The sequence below is a fragment of the Streptomyces sp. CA-288835 genome (assembly GCF_050936385.1).
Lineage (GTDB): Bacteria > Actinomycetota > Actinomycetes > Streptomycetales > Streptomycetaceae > Streptomyces.
The window spans coordinates 4,583,522-4,599,063 of sequence record NZ_JBNJMW010000001.1; the positions used below are offsets into that span (position 1 = coordinate 4,583,522).

The 15,542-nt window shown below is 69.8% G+C and carries 16 protein-coding genes and 1 pseudogene; 9 read left to right on the forward strand and 8 right to left on the reverse strand.

Annotated elements, in window-relative coordinates:
* The first annotated feature begins 82 nt into the window (after positions 1–82).
* A complete protein-coding gene (locus ACQEVY_RS20485; protein WP_432950548.1) occupies positions 83–1,477 on the forward strand; it encodes an alpha,alpha-trehalose-phosphate synthase (UDP-forming) in 1,395 nt (464 codons plus the stop codon).
* Between the two features lie 133 nt (positions 1,478–1,610).
* Here ACQEVY_RS20485 and otsB read toward each other — a convergent pair whose 3' ends face one another.
* Genes otsB through ACQEVY_RS20500 form a run of 3 tightly spaced genes read right to left on the reverse strand, consistent with a single transcriptional unit; the run spans position 1,611 to position 3,979 of the window.
* Positions 1,611–2,456 carry a trehalose-phosphatase gene (gene otsB, locus ACQEVY_RS20490; protein WP_432950550.1) on the reverse strand — a complete coding sequence of 282 codons (846 nt, stop codon included), beginning with the start codon at positions 2,454–2,456 and terminating at the stop codon, positions 1,611–1,613.
* 25 nt (positions 2,457–2,481) lie between these two features.
* Positions 2,482–2,712: a DUF3263 domain-containing protein gene (locus ACQEVY_RS20495; RefSeq protein WP_432950552.1), complete on the reverse strand. Its 231-nt coding sequence runs from the start codon at positions 2,710–2,712 to the stop codon at positions 2,482–2,484.
* 28 nt (positions 2,713–2,740) lie between these two features.
* On the reverse strand, positions 2,741–3,979 hold the full coding sequence (locus ACQEVY_RS20500) for an ABC transporter substrate-binding protein (RefSeq protein WP_432950554.1): 1,239 nt from the start codon (positions 3,977–3,979) through the stop codon (positions 2,741–2,743).
* Between the two features lie 224 nt (positions 3,980–4,203).
* Between ACQEVY_RS20500 and ACQEVY_RS20505 the strand changes: the two are divergent.
* The 3 genes and pseudogenes from ACQEVY_RS20505 to ACQEVY_RS20515 form a co-directional block, all read left to right on the forward strand.
* Positions 4,204–5,088, forward strand: a pseudogene (locus ACQEVY_RS20505) (ROK family protein); the annotation flags it as partial.
* 138 nt (positions 5,089–5,226) lie between these two features.
* Positions 5,227–6,360 (forward strand): N-acetylglucosamine-6-phosphate deacetylase, encoded by a 1,134-nt coding sequence (nagA, locus tag ACQEVY_RS20510; protein WP_432955316.1) that lies wholly within the window; start codon positions 5,227–5,229, stop codon positions 6,358–6,360.
* Between the two features lie 125 nt (positions 6,361–6,485).
* Entirely contained in the window at positions 6,486–7,415 is a 930-nt protein-coding gene (locus ACQEVY_RS20515) for a 1-phosphofructokinase family hexose kinase (RefSeq protein WP_432950556.1), read from the forward strand.
* A 19-nt stretch (positions 7,416–7,434) separates the two neighbouring features.
* On the opposite strand, the gene ACQEVY_RS20520 is transcribed toward ACQEVY_RS20515, so the two are convergent.
* Together ACQEVY_RS20520 and cdgB are read right to left on the reverse strand one after the other, a co-directional pair.
* Positions 7,435–8,409, reverse strand: coding sequence for a CBM35 domain-containing protein (locus ACQEVY_RS20520; RefSeq protein ID WP_432950558.1), 975 nt, complete (start codon positions 8,407–8,409; stop codon positions 7,435–7,437).
* A gap of 118 nt (positions 8,410–8,527) precedes the next feature.
* Positions 8,528–10,228 (reverse strand): diguanylate cyclase CdgB, encoded by a 1,701-nt coding sequence (cdgB, locus tag ACQEVY_RS20525; protein ID WP_432950560.1) that lies wholly within the window; start codon positions 10,226–10,228, stop codon positions 8,528–8,530.
* Positions 10,229–10,720: 492 nt separating this feature from the next.
* Here cdgB and ACQEVY_RS20530 point away from each other — a divergent pair, with 492 nt between their 5' ends.
* Positions 10,721–11,296, forward strand: coding sequence for a flavin reductase family protein (locus tag ACQEVY_RS20530; protein ID WP_432950562.1), 576 nt, complete (start codon positions 10,721–10,723; stop codon positions 11,294–11,296).
* Positions 11,297–11,348: 52 nt separating this feature from the next.
* On the opposite strand, the gene arfB is transcribed toward ACQEVY_RS20530, so the two are convergent.
* Positions 11,349–11,774, reverse strand: a complete 426-nt coding sequence (arfB, locus tag ACQEVY_RS20535) for an alternative ribosome rescue aminoacyl-tRNA hydrolase ArfB (protein ID WP_432950564.1) — start codon at positions 11,772–11,774, stop codon at positions 11,349–11,351.
* Positions 11,775–11,981: 207 nt separating this feature from the next.
* Here arfB and ACQEVY_RS20540 point away from each other — a divergent pair, with 207 nt between their 5' ends.
* On the forward strand, positions 11,982–12,557 hold the full coding sequence (locus ACQEVY_RS20540) for a TerD family protein (RefSeq protein ID WP_165339486.1): 576 nt from the start codon (positions 11,982–11,984) through the stop codon (positions 12,555–12,557).
* A gap of 204 nt (positions 12,558–12,761) precedes the next feature.
* Positions 12,762–13,178 carry a hypothetical protein gene (locus tag ACQEVY_RS20545; protein ID WP_432950567.1) on the forward strand — a complete coding sequence of 139 codons (417 nt, stop codon included), beginning with the start codon at positions 12,762–12,764 and terminating at the stop codon, positions 13,176–13,178.
* 70 nt (positions 13,179–13,248) lie between these two features.
* Here the strand turns inward: ACQEVY_RS20545 and ACQEVY_RS20550 are convergent, their stop codons facing one another.
* Complete coding sequence (locus ACQEVY_RS20550; RefSeq protein ID WP_432950569.1) at positions 13,249–13,443, reverse strand: DUF397 domain-containing protein; 195 nt, start codon at positions 13,441–13,443, stop codon at positions 13,249–13,251.
* Positions 13,444–13,454: 11 nt separating this feature from the next.
* A complete protein-coding gene (locus ACQEVY_RS20555; protein ID WP_432950571.1) occupies positions 13,455–14,309 on the reverse strand; it encodes a helix-turn-helix domain-containing protein in 855 nt (284 codons plus the stop codon).
* Between the two features lie 230 nt (positions 14,310–14,539).
* Between ACQEVY_RS20555 and ACQEVY_RS20560 the strand changes: the two genes are divergently transcribed.
* Both ACQEVY_RS20560 and ACQEVY_RS20565 read left to right on the forward strand, forming a co-directional pair.
* A complete protein-coding gene (locus ACQEVY_RS20560) occupies positions 14,540–14,968 on the forward strand; it encodes an ATP-binding protein (protein ID WP_432950573.1) in 429 nt (142 codons plus the stop codon).
* 165 nt (positions 14,969–15,133) lie between these two features.
* Positions 15,134–15,529 (forward strand): VOC family protein, encoded by a 396-nt coding sequence (locus ACQEVY_RS20565; protein ID WP_432950575.1) that lies wholly within the window; start codon positions 15,134–15,136, stop codon positions 15,527–15,529.
* The last annotated feature ends 13 nt before the right edge of the window (positions 15,530–15,542 follow it).

A 15,542-nucleotide genomic window follows, 5' to 3' on the forward strand; every position in this document is an offset into this window, starting at 1 on the left:
CCCGAGCTCTTAGGCACCTGCGGAACCCAGCGGCGCGCAGGCGTACGTTTGAGCGAGTCGACCCTGGGCTAAGTTGAGCCCTATGGCATCAACGCAAGCCCAGATTCTCGTCGCCTCCAACAGGGGCCCGATCTCGTACGCCCTGGACGAGAGCGGCACGCTCAAGGCCAAGCGCGGCGGCGGCGGCCTGGTCTCCGGCCTCTCCGCGATCGGCCCGGAGGCCGGCGCGCTGTGGGTCTGCTCGGCACTCGGCGACGGCGACCGCGAGGCCGTACGCCGCGGCGTCGGCGAAGAGGGCGTACGGATGCTGGACATCCCGGCGGACGTGCACGAGGACGCGTACAACGGCATCGCCAACTCCGTGCTGTGGTTCGTGAACCACATGCTCTACCAGACGCCACTGGAGCCGGCCTTCGACGCGGAGTTCCGCAGGCAGTGGGCGTCCTTCGAGACGTACAACCGGGCCTTCGCCGAGGCCCTGGCCGAGGAAGCGGCGCAGGGCGCGGCCGTGCTCGTGCAGGACTACCACCTGACGCTGGTCCCCCGCATGCTGCGCGAACTGCGCCCCGACCTGCGGATCGGGCACTTCTCGCATACGCCGTGGGCGCCGCCGGAGTACTTCCGGATGCTGCCCGACGACATCGCCGCGCAGTTGCTCGACGGGATCCTCGGCGCCGACCGGGCGGCGTTCCTGACCCAGCGGTGGGCGGACGCGTTCACCGACTGCTGCCACGCCGTGCTGGGGCCCGACATCCCGTCGGGTACGCGGATCGGTGTGCACGGGCTCGGCGCGGACGCGGACTTCCTGCGGAAGCGGTCGCACGAGGCCGACGTGGACGACCGCATGGTTTCGCTGCGCGAGCAGATCGGCGAGGGCCGCAAGGCGATCGTGCGGGTGGACCGTACGGAGCTGTCGAAGAACATCGTGCGCGGGCTGCTGGCGTACCGACAGCTCCTCGATGACCAGCCGTCGTGGCGTGAGCGGGTCGTGCACGTGGCCCTCGCCTACCCCTCGCGGCAGGACCTGGCCGTGTACCGCGACTACATGACCGAGGTCCAGCGGCTCGCGGACGAGATCAACTCCCAGTACGGGACGCCTGGTTGGACCCCGGTCGTGCTCCACCTGAAGGACGACTTCGCCCGCTCGCTCGCCGCGTACCGGCTGGCCGACGTGGCCCTCGTCAACCCCATCCGCGACGGGATGAACCTCGTCGCCAAGGAGGTGCCGGTCGTCTCCGACGAGGGGTGCGCGTTGGTGCTTTCGCGGGAGGCGGGGGCGTACGAGGAGTTGGGCGAGGATGCGATTGTGGTGAACCCGTACGACGTTGTGGGCACCGCCCGCGCCCTGCATGAGGCGCTGTCGATGCCGCGCGACGAGCGGGCGGAGCGCACCAAGCGGCTGGCCGCCGCGGCTACTGCGCTTCCTCCGGCCCAGTGGTTCTTGGACCAGCTTGAAGCGCTGCGCGCCGCGGGTTAGCTCCGCTGGTTTGCAGGGTGCCTAATAGCTCGGGGCTTGATGTCGGTTGGCGGGTGCCGGTTCGTTGTGGCTGGTCGCGCAGTTCCCCGCGCCCCTAGAAAGGAGGGCCTGCGGCCCCCTTTCTAGGGCGCAGTCAGGCCAACTGTGTTGCCAGTGCCGCCAGTAGGCGTACGACCCCCTCAGGGCCGTCCACCACCACGTCCGCTCGGTCCGCCAGTTCCTTGACCTCGTTGCTGCCGCTGCAGATCAGTAGGCCGGGGACGCCGTTCGCGCGGAGTTCCTCGACTGCGGCGAACGCCGGGAGGTCGCCCAAGTCGTCGCCGGCGTAGGCCACCGCACCGGCGTCGATCTCGCGTACGTACTCGCGGAGTGCTACGCCCTTGTCCATGCCCGGGGGGCGGAGTTCCAGGACCATGCGGCCCGGCTCCACCACCAGGCCGTGGCGGGTGGCGAGGTCCGTGAGGGGGGCGCGTAGGGCCTCGAAGGCGGCCTGGGGGTCCTCGGCGCGGCGGGTGTGGACCGCGACGGCTCGGCCCTTTTCCTCGATCCAGGTGCCCTGTCCGGCGCCGGAAGCGTCGAGGATGCCGGGCAGTTCGGCGCGGACGGCGGCGACGCCGGGGTGGGGCGGGGGTGCCGTGACGGTTCCGGTGAGCGCGTCCCAGCGTTCGGCGCCGTAGTGGCCTAGGACGACGAGGTGTTCCAGGCCGGGTACGTCCGCGAAGCCGCCGTGGCGGACCGCGACCTCGGCCGGGCGGCCGGTGACGACGGCGACGGAGGCGACCTTCGGGGCGAGGGCGGCGAGCGTCGGTACCGCGTCGGGGTGGGCGCGGGCCTGCTCGGGGTCGGGGACGATCGGCGCGAGGGTGCCGTCGAAGTCGAAGGCGAGTACGGCCCGGCCGGGTCGCGCGAGGATGGCGTCGAGTCCGTCACGTCCCGCCGGGGTCGCGGGAGTCGGCAATGAGTCCGGTTGGCTGCCCATACGGCGACCCTATCCGCCCGGTCCGTCAGCGCTCGGCCCGGCGGGCGTCCCGTATTCGACGCAGCCGGTTCACGGTCACCGGGTCGTGGGCGAGAGCACGCGGCGCGTCGAGCAGGGCGTTCAGCAACTGGTAGTACCGAACCGGCACCATCCCCAACTCCTCCCGTATGGCCCGCTCCTTGGCCCCGGGCGACTCCCAGCCACGCCGCTCCAGTGCAAGCACGTCACGTTCCAGCGGGGTGAGCTCTTCTGCCATGCGTCGACGCTACCGCGCCCCGTAAGAACTACTCCGAGGTCTCTGCGGTGAAAGCCGATCGCTGCAGCGACCCCAGAACCGCCGCGGGCCGCGCATTCGGCCCCACCGCCTTCCCGATCTGCTGCTTGATGTCCGCGCTGACCTGCGCCCAGGACGTCTTGGCGACCGGATACAGCTCGGCGTTCTCGAGCTCGGACAGGAACGGGTCGAGATCCTTGTCGTTCTTGTCCTCGGCCATCGCCTCGGAGGCGGACATGGTCACGGGCAGCAGGTTGTACTCGTGGGAGAACTCGAGCACGTTCTTCTCGCTGTAGACGAAGTCGAGGAAGTCGCCGATCTCCTCGCCGTTGCCGTTCTCCTTGAACGCCATCATCCAGTCGGCGACGCCCATCGTGGCCCTGGCCCTGCCGTCGACGCCGGGCATCGGCACCATGCCGTACTCGACGCCCTTCTTGTCGGCGGCCTGCATCAGCGACGGGTGACCGTTCAGCATGCCGACCTCGCCGCGGGTGAACGCCTCGAAGGCGTCGGCGCGGTTGAGCTTGCCGGGCGGCGTCGGGCCGGTGAGGCCCTTGCCCACCAGGTCGTTCTTGAGCCAGTTGAAGGTCGCGATGTTCTGGTCGGAGTCGATGCCGTACGAGCCGACCGTGCCGGTGTAGCCGTCGCCGCCGCTGAGCAGCCACATCATGGTCTCGGCCTGGGCCTCCTCGGGTCCGAGGGGCAGCGCGTACGGCGTCTCGACGCCGCGGGACTTCAGGGTCTGGGCGGCGGCGGCCAGTTCGTCCCAGCTCCGCGGCGGGGTGAGGCCGGCCTCGTCGAAGAGCTCCTTGTTGTAGAACAGCAGCCGCGTGGAGGCGGCGAACGGCATGCCGTACGGCACCAGGCCCACCTCGCCCGCCTCGGCGAGTCTCGGGACGAAGTCGGCCTGGACGGGTATGGAGAGCAGTTCGTCGACCTCGTACAGCTGGCCCTTCGCGGCGTAGTCGGCGTACGCGCCGATCTGCGCCATGTCGGGTGCCTCCCCGTCGGCGACCATCTGTTTGACCTTGGCGTCGACCTCGTTCCACGAGTAAACGCTGACGTCGACCTCGATGCCGGGATTCTTCTTCTCGTACTCCTTGACCAGCTTGTCCCAGTACTTCTGGGAGCTGTTCGCCTCGGAGTCGCCGTAGTCGGCGGCCACCAGCTTGAGCGTGGCGTTCTGGGGGGTGGAGGAGTCGGCGGCGCAGCCGCCGAGTGCCGCCGTCACGCCCATTGCGGACACCATCGAGATGAATCCTGTCACTCGTCGCCGCACCGCTGATTTCCCCATCTGTCGTACTCATCACGGTAGTTGAAGTCCGGATAACCGGAATGCCAAGGTCTACAGTACGCGAGTGGACTAGACCTCTCGTGGGGTGAGGGGCGAGACTGTATCCCGTGAAACACGTCATCGCCCTCGATGTGGGCGGCACCGGGATGAAAGCCGCCCTCCTGGGGGCGGACGGCGCCATGCCCTCCGGGAGCCGAACCGGCACACGCAGCGATCAGCGGCTACCCCTGCGGGACCCCGGCCTCTCCGTGCTGCACCGGGCCCGCCGCGCCACGAACCGGGACCGCGGTCCGGACGCCGTCGTGGAGGCGATCCTCGCCTTCGCCGCCGAGCTGCGCGCCCACGGCGAGCGCCACTTCGGCGAGCCCGCGTCCGCCGCCGGCATCGCCGTCCCCGGCATCGTGGACGCCGAGCGCGGCCTCGCGGTGTACGCGGCCAACCTCGGCTGGCGGAACGTACCCCTGCGGAATCTCCTCGCCGAGCGCCTGTACGGCGTCCCGGTCGCCCTCGGCCACGATGTGCGCACCGGCGGCCTCGCCGAGGGACGGCTCGGGGCGGGGCAGGGAGCCGACCGCTTCCTGTTCGTGCCGCTCGGCACCGGGATCGCGGGCGCGATCGGCATCGACGGCCGGGTGGAGGAGGGCGCGCACGGCTTCGCGGGTGAGATCGGCCACGTCGTCGTACGACCCGGGGGCACCCCGTGTCCGTGCGGGCAGCGCGGCTGTCTGGAGCGGTACGCGTCCGCGTCGGCGGTGAGCGCGGCCTGGGCCGAGGCGTCCGGTGATCCGACGGCGGACGCGGCGGACTGCGCGCAGGCCGTGCGGTCCGGAGACCCCCGGGCGCTCGCGGTCTGGCAGGAGGCGGTGGACGCCCTCGCGGACGGCCTCGTCACGGCCTTCACCCTGCTGGACCCCCGCACGCTGATCATCGGTGGCGGCCTGGCCGAGGCCGGGGAAACCTTGTTCACACCGCTACGGGCGGCGGTCGAGCGCCGGGTGACGTTCCAGAAGCTGCCCAGCATCGTCCCGGCGGCGCTCGGGGACTCGGCCGGATGCCTGGGCGCGGGGCTGATGGCCTGGGACTTGCTAGACACCACACCTACGAAGCCGGAGGAACCTACGGTGACGGCACCCCACCTAGGGGCGCGGGGAACTGCGCGACCAGCCACATACGGCCCGCAGCCCGCAACCGGCAAAGCGCCCATCGTCCTGTCCGGCGCTCATGTGGTGCTGCCCACTGGGATCGTGGAAGGTGGCCGCGTAATCGTAGAGGGCACCCGGATCACCGGGAGCGCACCCGATGATGCGCGCATGATCGACCTGCGAGGCCACTGGCTGGTGCCCGGCTTCGTCGATGTCCACAACCACGGCGGCGGAGGCGCCTCCTTCACCTCCGGCACGGTCGAGGACATCCTCAAGGGCGTCCACACGCACCGCCTGCACGGCACCACGACGACCGTCGCGTCGACCGTCACCGGCGACATGGACGCGCTCGCCCAACGCGCCGGCCTGCTCTCCGAACTGGCCGAGCAGGGCGACATCGTGGGCATCCACTTCGAGGGACCGTTCATCTCGCCGTGCCGCAAAGGCGCGCACTCCGAGGAACTGCTGCGCCACCCGGACCCGGCCGAGGTACGCAAGCTGATCGACGCGGCGCGCGGCCAGGCCACGATGGTGACGCTCGCCACGGAACTGCCGGGCGGCATCGACTCCGTACGCCTCCTCGCGGAGCACGGGGTGATCGCGGCGATCGGGCACACGGACGCGACGTACGAGCAGACGGTGGAGGCCATCGAGGCGGGCGCCACCGTGGCCACGCACCTCTACAACGCGATGCCCGTCCTCGGTCACCGCGCTCCCGGCCCGATCGCCGCGCTCCTGGAGGACGAGCGGATCACGGTCGAGTTGATCAACGACGGTACGCATCTGCATCCGGCGTCGCTTCAGCTGGCGTTCCGTCACGCAGGCGCAAGGCGGGTGGCGTTCATCACGGACGCGATGGACGCGGCGGGCTTCGGCGACGGCCGTTACATGCTCGGCCCGCTGGAGGTCGAGGTCAGCGAGGGCGTGGCGCGGCTGGTGGAGGGCGGCTCCATCGCGGGCTCGACGCTGACGCTCGACCGTGCTTTCAAGCGGGCCGTCACCGTGGACGGGCTGGCCGTCGAGGACGTGGTCGCCGCCATCTCTGCCACCCCGGCCAGGCTGCTGGGCCTGTACGACCGGGTGGGCTCGCTGGAACCGGGCAAGGACGCGGACCTGGTGATCCTGGACGCCGACTTCGCCCTGAAGGGCGTGATGCGCCGCGGAGAATGGGTGGTTGAGCCCCAACTGGGCTGATTCTGCCGTTTGTTGAGCCGGGCCGCTGGCCTGCGGAACTGGGCCGACCGCCGTCCGGCTGGCATGATCGGTCATCCGGACAAGGCCGGACAAGGTAAGCGCGCACTCGGGGGAGGTCGGCCCGGATGATCCTCACGGTCACGCTGAACACCGCTCTCGACATCACGTACCACGTACCGTCCTTACGCCCGCACGCCTCGCACCGCGTGACGGAGGTCAGCGAACGCCCTGGCGGCAAGGGCCTGAACGTGGCCCGGGTGCTGGCGGCGCTCGGCCACGAGGTGACGGTGACGGGTTTCGTGGGCGGGGCGACCGGGCGCGCCCTCCAGGACCAACTCGCTTCCACAGCGGGCGTCGTGGACGCACTGGTCCCGGTGGCGGGTCCGACCCGCCGCACGATCGCGGTCGTCGACACGACGACCGGTGACACGACTCAGCTCAACGAGCCGGGCCCGCTCGTCTCCCCCGCCGAGTGGCGGGCGTTCCAGGACGCATACGAGGACCTGCTGCCCGCCGCCTCCGCGGTGGCCCTGTGCGGCAGCCTCCCACCCGGCGTCCCGGTAGGCGCGTACGCCCAACTCGTCCGCACGGCCCGCTCCGCGTCGGTCCCGGTCCTCCTCGACACCAGCGGCGAACCCCTCCGCCGAGGCGTAGCCGCCCGCCCCGACCTCGTCAAACCGAACACCGACGAACTGGCCGAACTCACCGGCTCCCACGAGCCGTTGCAGGCCACGCGGGACGCCCGCCGCCGCGGCGCCCACGCGGTGGTCGCTTCCCTGGGCCCGGAGGGCCTCCTGGCCCTGAACGCGGAGGGGCGCTGGCGAGCGACCCCGCCGGCCCCGGTGGAGGGCAACCCGACGGGGGCGGGCGACTCGGTGGTCGCGGGGCTGCTGTCGGGACTGGTGGAGGAGTTGCCTTGGCCGGAGAGGCTGGCCCGCGCGGTGGCGTTGTCGACGGCGACGGTACTGGCGCCTGCGGCGGGCGAGTTCGACGGGCGGGCGTACGAGGATCTGCTGGGGCAGGTAACGGTGACGGGCGAGTCCAGCGCGGTCTGAGAAGCCCTCGAGCCTGCTGCTAGCCCTTGCTCAGCGACAGCTGGTCGAGCACCGCGTCACACTGGTTGCCCTCGGCGCAGGCGATCTCGATGACGTTGGAGCCCTTGGTCAGGTTGACCGGGGCCCAGGTCGTCTGCCAGCCCTTCTCCCAGTCGCCCTTCGGGGCCCGCTTCTCACCGATGAAGTTCTCCATGTTCAGCGGTGAGGTGTTCGGCTTGCCGTTGACCACGACCGTCGCGTTGGCGTCGACACCGGGGATGCCATAGCGGACGTCCAGCCGGTAGGTGCCGGCCTTCTCGATGCCCTTGACGGCCCACACGACCTTGGCGCCGACCTTGTTGAAGCCCGTCACATAGACACCGCCGCCCGCCTCGGCGCCCTTGAACTGGGTGTCGACGGTCGTGCCGCCCTCCAGACGCAGGGTCTTCGCATCGATCTTCGGCAGCTCCGCCTCGTCCTTCGCCGGCTTCGAAGCCGGCGCGCTCGGCTCGGTGTTCTGCCCCGCCGGCGGCGTCGAACCCCCCGCCTCGTTGCCCCCGGGATCTTCGTCGCCGCCCATCATCGCGACCCCGATGCCGATCACGACGGCCGCGACCACGGCGATCGCGCCGATCAGGAGACCCTTGGTGTTGGGACCACGGCCACGGCCGCCACCGCCGCCGCCCATACCGCTGCCCGGCAGGGGCGTGCGCGTCGTGGGCGTGCCACCGCCGAACGTCTCCGGGGCCTGGTAGTGCGACTGCCCGTACGTGTCCTGCCCCTGCGGCGCCGGAGCCTGCGCGTACTGCGCGGTCGGGGCCGTCTGGGAAGCCTGCTGGGCCTGCTGGCCGTACTGGCGCTCGCCGACCGCCCGCACCCGGTTGACCGAACCGGGGTAGCCGTAGCCCACGCCTCCGTCTGGCGGCGTGGCTCCGGCGGCCTGACCGTCGGCGTAGAGATAGCCGAAGGGGTCGTCGTCCTCGGGCGTGCTCGCGCCGTTGTTGCCGGGCGTCATCCCTAGGTCTCCTAAGCGGGTTTGGTGCAGATGCGATGGGTGGGTAGAGGGGCGAGCCTACCCGGTCCACAGGCCCCAAACGGGTGACTCAGCTCGCACAACACCTCTGACCTGCGCTTCAGCCCGCACGGCGATGTGCTTTGGGACGAGACCGTTTCTCTACGTACATCCGCTCGTCAGCGGACTTCAACACTTCGTCCGCAGTCATGCCGCAATGTGCCCATCCGATGCCGAAGCTCGCGCCGACCCGCATCGCGCGGCCGTCGACCCGTATCGGCTGGATGATCTCGTTGCGCAGCCGGACCGCGAGGTCCTGCGCATCGGCCCGGCCGAGCCCGTCGGCGAGGACCACGAACTCGTCGCCGCCGAGCCGCGCGACCGTGTCCCCGTCCCGTACGCCGCTGCTCAGCCGGCGCGCGACCTCGATCAGCACGGCGTCACCGGAGTTGTGCCCGAAACGGTCGTTGATCGACTTGAAGCCGTCGAGGTCGCAGAAGAGCACCGCGAGCCCCTTCGTACCGTCGTCCGTCTCGCCCTGCGGCGCAACGGTGTGCACATGGTGGTCGTACGCGTCGAAGGCCTCGAGGGCCGGCCGGAAGTCGAAACCGTGCCCGTCCGCGTCGTACGCGGGCGCCCCGCCGTGCTCCCCTTGATCCCCGCCGTACTCGCCGTGCTGCGCATAGGCCGCGTCCAGCGTGTCCACCGGCCCCGGTGCCACGGCTGCGGGGCGGCTGCACAGCCGGGCGGACAGCCGGGCGCGGAGTTCGGCGGAGTTCGGCAGTCCGGTGAGCGAGTCGTGCGAGGCGCGGTGGGCGAGCTGGAGCTCGCGGCGCTTGCGCTCCTCGATGTCCTCGACGTGGGTGAGCAGGAAGCGCGGCCCGTCGGCGGCGTCCGCGACCACGCTGTTGCGCAGGGAGACCCAGACGTACGTCCCGTCCCGGCGCCCAAGTCGCAGTTCGGCGCGCCCGCCTTCCGCGGACGTACGCAGCAGGGTGCCGATGTCCTCGGGGTGGACCAGGTCGGAGAAGGAGTAGCGGCGCATCGCGGAGGCGGGGCGGCCGAGCAGGCGGCACAGCGCGTCGTTGGTCCGCAGGATGCGTCCGTGCTGGTCGCCGCCCATCTCGGCGATGGCCATGCCGGAGGGGGCGTACTCGAAGGCCTGGCGGAAGCTTTCCTCGCTGGCGCGCAGGGCCTGCTGCTCCCGCTCCAGGCGGACGAGGGCGCGCTGCATGTTGGCCCGGAGCCGGGCGTTGCTGATCGCGATGGCCGCCTGGAACGCGTACATCTGCAGGGCCTCGCGCCCCCAGGCGCCGGGAATCCGCCCGTTGCGCGGGCGGTCGACGGAGAGCACGCCGATCAGCTCACCGCAGGCGCCGCCGGGCACGCCCGGCGTGTACATGGGCGCGAAGAGGCGGTCGGAGGGGTGCCACTCGTCCTCGAAGCGGGGCGGGGGGCCGTCGGTGTACCACTGCGGGACATCGTCTTCGTCGAGGACCCAGCCCTCGGTGTGGGGTATGAAACGCAAGTCGCCCCAGGCCTCGCCCATGCTGAGCCGGCGTTCCCAGGAGGCGCGGGAGCCGACGCGGCCGGTGATGAGCGCCTCGGCGGCGGAGTTCCCGGCGAAGGCGGCGACGACGAGGTCCCCGTCGGGGCGTACGAGATTCACGGCGGCGATTTCGTAACCCAGACCCGTCACGACTCCGTCGGCGACGGTCTGCAGCGTGTCAGCAAGGCTGCGTGCCGTGTTCATGTCGGCCATGACCTGATGCAGCTGCCGCAGGGTCGCAAGACGGACGTACGGCTCCGACTCGGTCTCCATGCTCGCTCTCCCCGAGACCTCGACAGCAACTCCAGAGTTGTCCGGGCTTCTCGCCTGTCTGCTCGTTCTGTACTGATCGACTACCGATTGTGGACTGGTCGCTTACTGATCGGCGGGCCGATCCCCGGATCTGCTCTGGATCGCCTATCGATTGCAGCGTTCCCCGCCACTGAATCACAGCGCGCTCCCCACTCGGTACACAGGGTCAACAAAATATGGCCCTTGTGACTCAAGTCACAGCTAAAGATGAGCAGTTGAGTGGAGTTTCTGCGTTTTCACCGTGCGTTTACTGAACGCGAATATGTGGAGCCTGTGAGGTTACCGGACACAGGGCGATCGCCGGCCGGACGCCGGTGACCGGACGGGGACGGACACGCTGGCCGGACGGGGACGGACGCGCTGGCCGGACGGTGGGTCGGGCGTCGGTCCTAGGACCCGTCTCGGGCGCTGGTCCGATGCGCGGACCGGAGCGGGGAGACTACCGTCCGGTACGTGCTGACGACTCCTCCTGCCCCACGCGCGCCCCTCAACCCCACCGCTGACGGGCATGCTGATGGGGTGAGTGACGACGAGTTCCGCGCCGCCATGTCCCGGCTGGCCGCGGGCGTGGTGCTGGTGACCGCGCATGAGGCCGCGCTGGATCCCGAGGGGCCGGGCGGTGAGGACGTCGGGATGACGGCGACCGCCTTCATGTCCGTGTCCCTGGACCCGCCCCTGGTCCTGGTCAGCCTGCGCGAGGGCTCCCGCATGGACGACCTGCTCGACGAGCAGCCCCTGTGGGCGGTCTCGGTCCTCTCCGAGAGCCAGCGCCACATCGCGGGCCGCTTCGCCATGAAGGGCCGTATCTCCGACCGCCTCCTCTTCGAGGACATTCCGTACGTACGCGGAGAGGCCTCCGGGGCTCTGCTCGTGCGCGGCGCCCTGGCGACCCTGGAGTGCAGGACCGAGCAGCGGGTGCCCGCGGGTGATCACACGCTGGTGATAGGGCGGGTGCTGACGGCTTCGGTGCCGAGTGCGGACGGGGGGCCGCTGACGTACTTCAAGGGGCGGTACCGGCAGTTGGGGTAGGCCGCCCCTCTGATGGGCGGCGAGCGGGAAGCCGACGCTTACGGGCCGGTCGTCACCAATCGCGCCCGGAGCGCCCGCGCTTGGTCTCGGACCGCTGCTTCTTCTGCCTCAGCCGGCGTTCGTTGATACCGCGGGGGATGCGGGTGGCCCGGCGGGGCTTGGGCGGCGGGGCGGTGGCTTCGGCGAGCAGGGCGGCGAGGCGTACGGCGGCGGTCTCGCGGTTGCGCCACTGAGAACGGTGCTCGGAGGCTCGTACGCTGATGACTCCGTCGACGAGCTTCGGGGCGAGCCGTTCGAGGGCGCGGGCCTTCCACACCTCGGGCAGGGCTTCCGTCTTCGCGAGGTCGAACCGGACCTCCACCTGGGTGTCGCTCGTGTTGACATGCTGGCCACCGGGCCCCGAGGAGCGCGAGAAACGCCACACCAGCTCGGCCTCGGGAAGCGAGACGGAGCCGCGGATGACGTAGGGACCAGACATGGCTCCATGGTCGCGTGTATGTCCGGTCCACGTCACGCGCTTTTCCAGGGCCCTGGGCCTCTCGGGTAAAGAAAGTAAAGCGAGCGGAACCTGGGGGACCCCCCGCGGCGTTCATAGGGGTGACGGTAGCTTCGTCCCCGTACGAAGCACTGAGTTCAACGCACCGCACTTGTCGCACGTACGTCAACGATGGAAGGACTCCCAACAATGGCTGTAAGCCTGTCCAAGGGTGGCAACGTCTCGCTCACCAAGGAGGCTCCGGGCCTGACCGCTGTCACCGTGGGCCTCGGCTGGGACGTCCGCAGCACCACGGGGACCGACTTCGACCTGGACGCCTCGGCCATCGCGGTCAACCCTGAGGGCAAGGTCTACTCGGACGGTCACTTCATCTTCTTCAACAACAAGCAGACCCCGGACCAGACCATCGTCCACACCGGCGACAACCGCACGGGTGAGGGCGCGGGCGACGACGAGGCGATCAACGTCAACCTCGCGGGCCTGCCCGCCGACATCGACAAGATCGTCTTCCCGGTCTCCATCTATGACGCCGAGACCCGCTCCCAGAACTTCGGCCAGGTCCGCAACGCCTACATCCGCATCGTCAACCAGGCCGGCGGCACGGAGATCGCCCGCTACGACCTGTCCGAGGACGCCGCCACCGAGACGGCGATGGTCTTCGGCGAGCTGTACCGCAACGGCGCCGAGTGGAAGTTCCGCGCGGTGGGCCAGGGCTACGCCTCGGGCCTCGTGGGCATCGCCCAGGACTTCGGCGTGAACGTCTGAGGTTCGGCACGCCTGTTTTTTCGGAGCCCTCGGTCACTCGGTGACCGGGGGCTCCGCCCTTTTACGCGCGGCTTCCTGACGAGCCGAACCCGGGGTCCGGGGTGGGCGGGGCGCCACTCCGGGACCCGTCCCGGGCGCCTCCGCCGATGCTGTGTGCCTGGCCGTTTGGCCGTTTGGCCGTCGCACGAACGAGGGGGACAAGACATGGACGCCACATGGGCGGTCGCTGTCGTCATGGGGGCGCAGACGACGGCCGTGCTGATCCTCCCCGCCGACGGCCGGGCTGGGCTGAAGGCGTTCCTGGCCACCGTCTCCCTGCTCCTCGGTGAGGCGATGCTCGTCGGTGGCATGGAGGGCGAGATCCTTCTCGCCGCCATGGCGTTGCTCTTGGGAGGACTGTTGTTCCTCGCGGAGCTGGCGGCGAGTCGCGACAGCCAACTGGTCCCGCTGCTGTGGATGGTCTGCGGAGGCTGGGGGATGGTCCTGATGGTGTGGCGACGCGACGACCTGGTCGAGTGGATGGAGACCAACCGCTCAAACCTGGCCGCCACTTGCTTGTCCGCCGCGTTCCTCTTGGGCACGGTGGCGATGCGCCGGCGACGGCTGCGGGAGACGCACTGACGGTCTCGTCGCGCCGTCCTCGTTGAGGACACGCTCCGGCGACCTCGGTCGCGTCGGTCCCGGATTCGGGCTATTGCCGTTCCGGCATGAACGGGCCGCCCTTCAAGCTGCGTATCAGGGCCAGCAAGCCTTTTGGGGGCAGGGCGAGTACGTCGGCGGGGGTGTCGCTTTCGCGGAGGAGGGCGTGGGGGGCGGTGTGGGCGAGTTCGATGCAGTTCTCGCCGCCGGCTCCGGAGAAGGACGACTTCTGCCAGTTCACAGGCATGGTGTGGGCTCTCACAATTCTCGCGCGATGTCATGGACGAACCGTCTGGAGCGCTTGGCGTCGAGCGCTGCTCGCTCCGCGAGGTCGAGCAGGGTGCCGTACTTCTTGAGCTGGGTGGCGATGCTGAGGAAGACGCCGCCCACGGCGCTGTCCACCTGGACCGTGTCCAGTTGGGGGACGACTCCCCCGGCGTAGAAGACCGGCTGGGTGGCCTCGACGAACTCTTCATTCGTGAAGGGGATGACCTTCAGCGTGACGGTCGGCCACTCCGAGACCTCCAGTAGGTGGCCGAGTTGCGCCTGCGCGACCTTGCGCCCGCCGATACGCATCCGCAGGGCCGCCTCGTGGATCACTACGGTGAAGGGCGGCGGAGCGTCGCGCTCGAAGATCTGGCGGCGCTTCAGCCTGAACTCCACGCGGACGTCCACCTCCTCGGGAGGGAGGGGCGGGATGTTGCCGCCGTAGATCGCCCGCGCGTAGTCCTCCGTCTGGAAGGCGCCGGGGAGCGTCATCGGCTGGAGGGCGCGCAAGTACGTTGCGTGGTGCTCCAGTTCAGCCATGTCCAGGAAGCCCGGGGCGAGGATCCCGCGGTACGCATCCCACCAGCCCTGCCCGCGAGACTCCCGGGCGATCGCGCACAACGCGTTGACGAGTTCGGCGTCATCGCACGCATAGAACACCGCCAGCCGTCGGATCCGCTCCTCGCTGATGCCCAGCCGACCCGCTTCGATGTGGCTGATCTTGGCCTGATCGGTCGAGAGCAGGCCTGCGGCTTCGCGGGCCGTTCTGCCTGCGGACTCCCTCAACTTCCGCAGTTCCGTGCCCAGTCGGACCTGGCGAGCGGAGGGGTTTTCTCTCAGTGGCATGGGTTCCGTTCCTCTCGGCGTCCGAGTCTGCCGTGTCACGACGAGCAGGGTCCACTCACTCGAGTGAACCTTCCGGGGCAATCTTGCTCCACTGCAAGGTTGCCCCTACCTTCGAACCCGTCAGCGCGGCACGCCAGTAAACCCGCAGTGCAGTCACCGGCCCCTACCAGTGCCCGAGCCACGGTGGCCCCGCCGCGCAACCCCTCTACACGAACGGAGTGTTGAAACCCATGAACGCCAACACGGACCCGCCGACGTACCACCTCACCACTCCCAACTCACCCCTCAGCCCGAAGATCTGCCGAGACACCGTCGCCATACTCCTCGCCGCGAACGGCCACGCCCCGCACCTCGCCGACACCGCCCGCACCCTCGTCTCCGAGGTCGTCACCAATGCCGTACGGCACACCGGTACGCCAACCATCAAGCTGGAGACGGCGGTTCTGGCCGACGGCGTACGCGTGGCCGTGTACGACGACGGGCCCGCGGGGCTGTTGCTTCCATCCGAAGCCGCGCAGGACAGCGAAAGCGGGCGCGGGTTACTGCTCGTGGAAGCCCTCGCGCACACATGGGGCGTTGGCCCGGGATACAACGCCGGCCGGAACGGCAAACACGTCTGGTTCGAGCTTCAAAGCCCGAGCGTGCCGCTGGAGGGATGACGGCTTGCGCGTGGCCCCCTGCAAGTCCGCGGACAGTCGCGGCCCCAAGTGGAGTCCCCTAGATTGGTCGATTCCAAGGGCTAGTGGTCGTAGCGATCCCGGACTTGCCGAACGGGCGGCACGGCTCCATAGACTGAGCCTCCGTCCGCACTGTCTGGGGTAGCCATGACCAGTAGGTTCACCGAGTTGGTTGTCGACTGCCACGATCCGGAGCGGCTCGCAGCCTTCTGGTGCGAGGTCCTGGACTTCAAGGTGATCGACCGGAGCGAGGGCAAGGTTGAGATCGGCTCCTGGGAGCCGACCGTCGAGGAGGTCCGGGCCGGCCAGATGCCGCCCACCCTGATGTTCATCCGGGTGCCCGAGGGCAAGACCGTGAAGAACCGGCTCCACCTGGACGTCAGCCCGATCGACCGCAGTACCGACGACGAGGTGGCCAGGCTGCTCGGCCTCGGCGCCGCCAAGGTGGACGTGGGCCAGGGCCTCGGCCGGAGTTGGGTGGTCATGACCGACCCGGAGGGCAACGAGTTCGACGTCATGCGCACCCTGGCACCGTCCAACTAGATGATCGGTCCCA

Bases quoted from the DNA above. Each gene is read 5' to 3' on its own strand.
- ACQEVY_RS20555 (WP_432950571.1), bottom strand. From the start codon at position 14,309: ATGCCACTGAGAGAAAACCCCTCCGCTCGCCAGGTCCGACTGGGCACG.
- ACQEVY_RS20485 (WP_432950548.1), top strand. From the start codon at position 83: ATGGCATCAACGCAAGCCCAGATTCTCGTCGCCTCCAACAGGGGCCCG.
- ACQEVY_RS20515 (WP_432950556.1), top strand. From the start codon at position 6,486: ATGATCCTCACGGTCACGCTGAACACCGCTCTCGACATCACGTACCAC.
- ACQEVY_RS20540 (WP_165339486.1), top strand. From the start codon at position 11,982: ATGGCTGTAAGCCTGTCCAAGGGTGGCAACGTCTCGCTCACCAAGGAG.
- cdgB (WP_432950560.1), bottom strand. From the start codon at position 10,228: ATGGAGACCGAGTCGGAGCCGTACGTCCGTCTTGCGACCCTGCGGCAG.
- ACQEVY_RS20565 (WP_432950575.1), top strand. From the start codon at position 15,134: ATGACCAGTAGGTTCACCGAGTTGGTTGTCGACTGCCACGATCCGGAG.
- arfB (WP_432950564.1), bottom strand. From the start codon at position 11,774: ATGTCTGGTCCCTACGTCATCCGCGGCTCCGTCTCGCTTCCCGAGGCC.
- ACQEVY_RS20500 (WP_432950554.1), bottom strand. From the start codon at position 3,979: ATGGTGTCCGCAATGGGCGTGACGGCGGCACTCGGCGGCTGCGCCGCC.
- otsB (WP_432950550.1), bottom strand. From the start codon at position 2,456: ATGGGCAGCCAACCGGACTCATTGCCGACTCCCGCGACCCCGGCGGGA.
- ACQEVY_RS20550 (WP_432950569.1), bottom strand. From the start codon at position 13,443: ATGCCTGTGAACTGGCAGAAGTCGTCCTTCTCCGGAGCCGGCGGCGAG.
- ACQEVY_RS20560 (WP_432950573.1), top strand. From the start codon at position 14,540: ATGAACGCCAACACGGACCCGCCGACGTACCACCTCACCACTCCCAAC.
- ACQEVY_RS20545 (WP_432950567.1), top strand. From the start codon at position 12,762: ATGGACGCCACATGGGCGGTCGCTGTCGTCATGGGGGCGCAGACGACG.
- ACQEVY_RS20495 (WP_432950552.1), bottom strand. From the start codon at position 2,712: ATGGCAGAAGAGCTCACCCCGCTGGAACGTGACGTGCTTGCACTGGAG.
- ACQEVY_RS20520 (WP_432950558.1), bottom strand. From the start codon at position 8,409: ATGACGCCCGGCAACAACGGCGCGAGCACGCCCGAGGACGACGACCCC.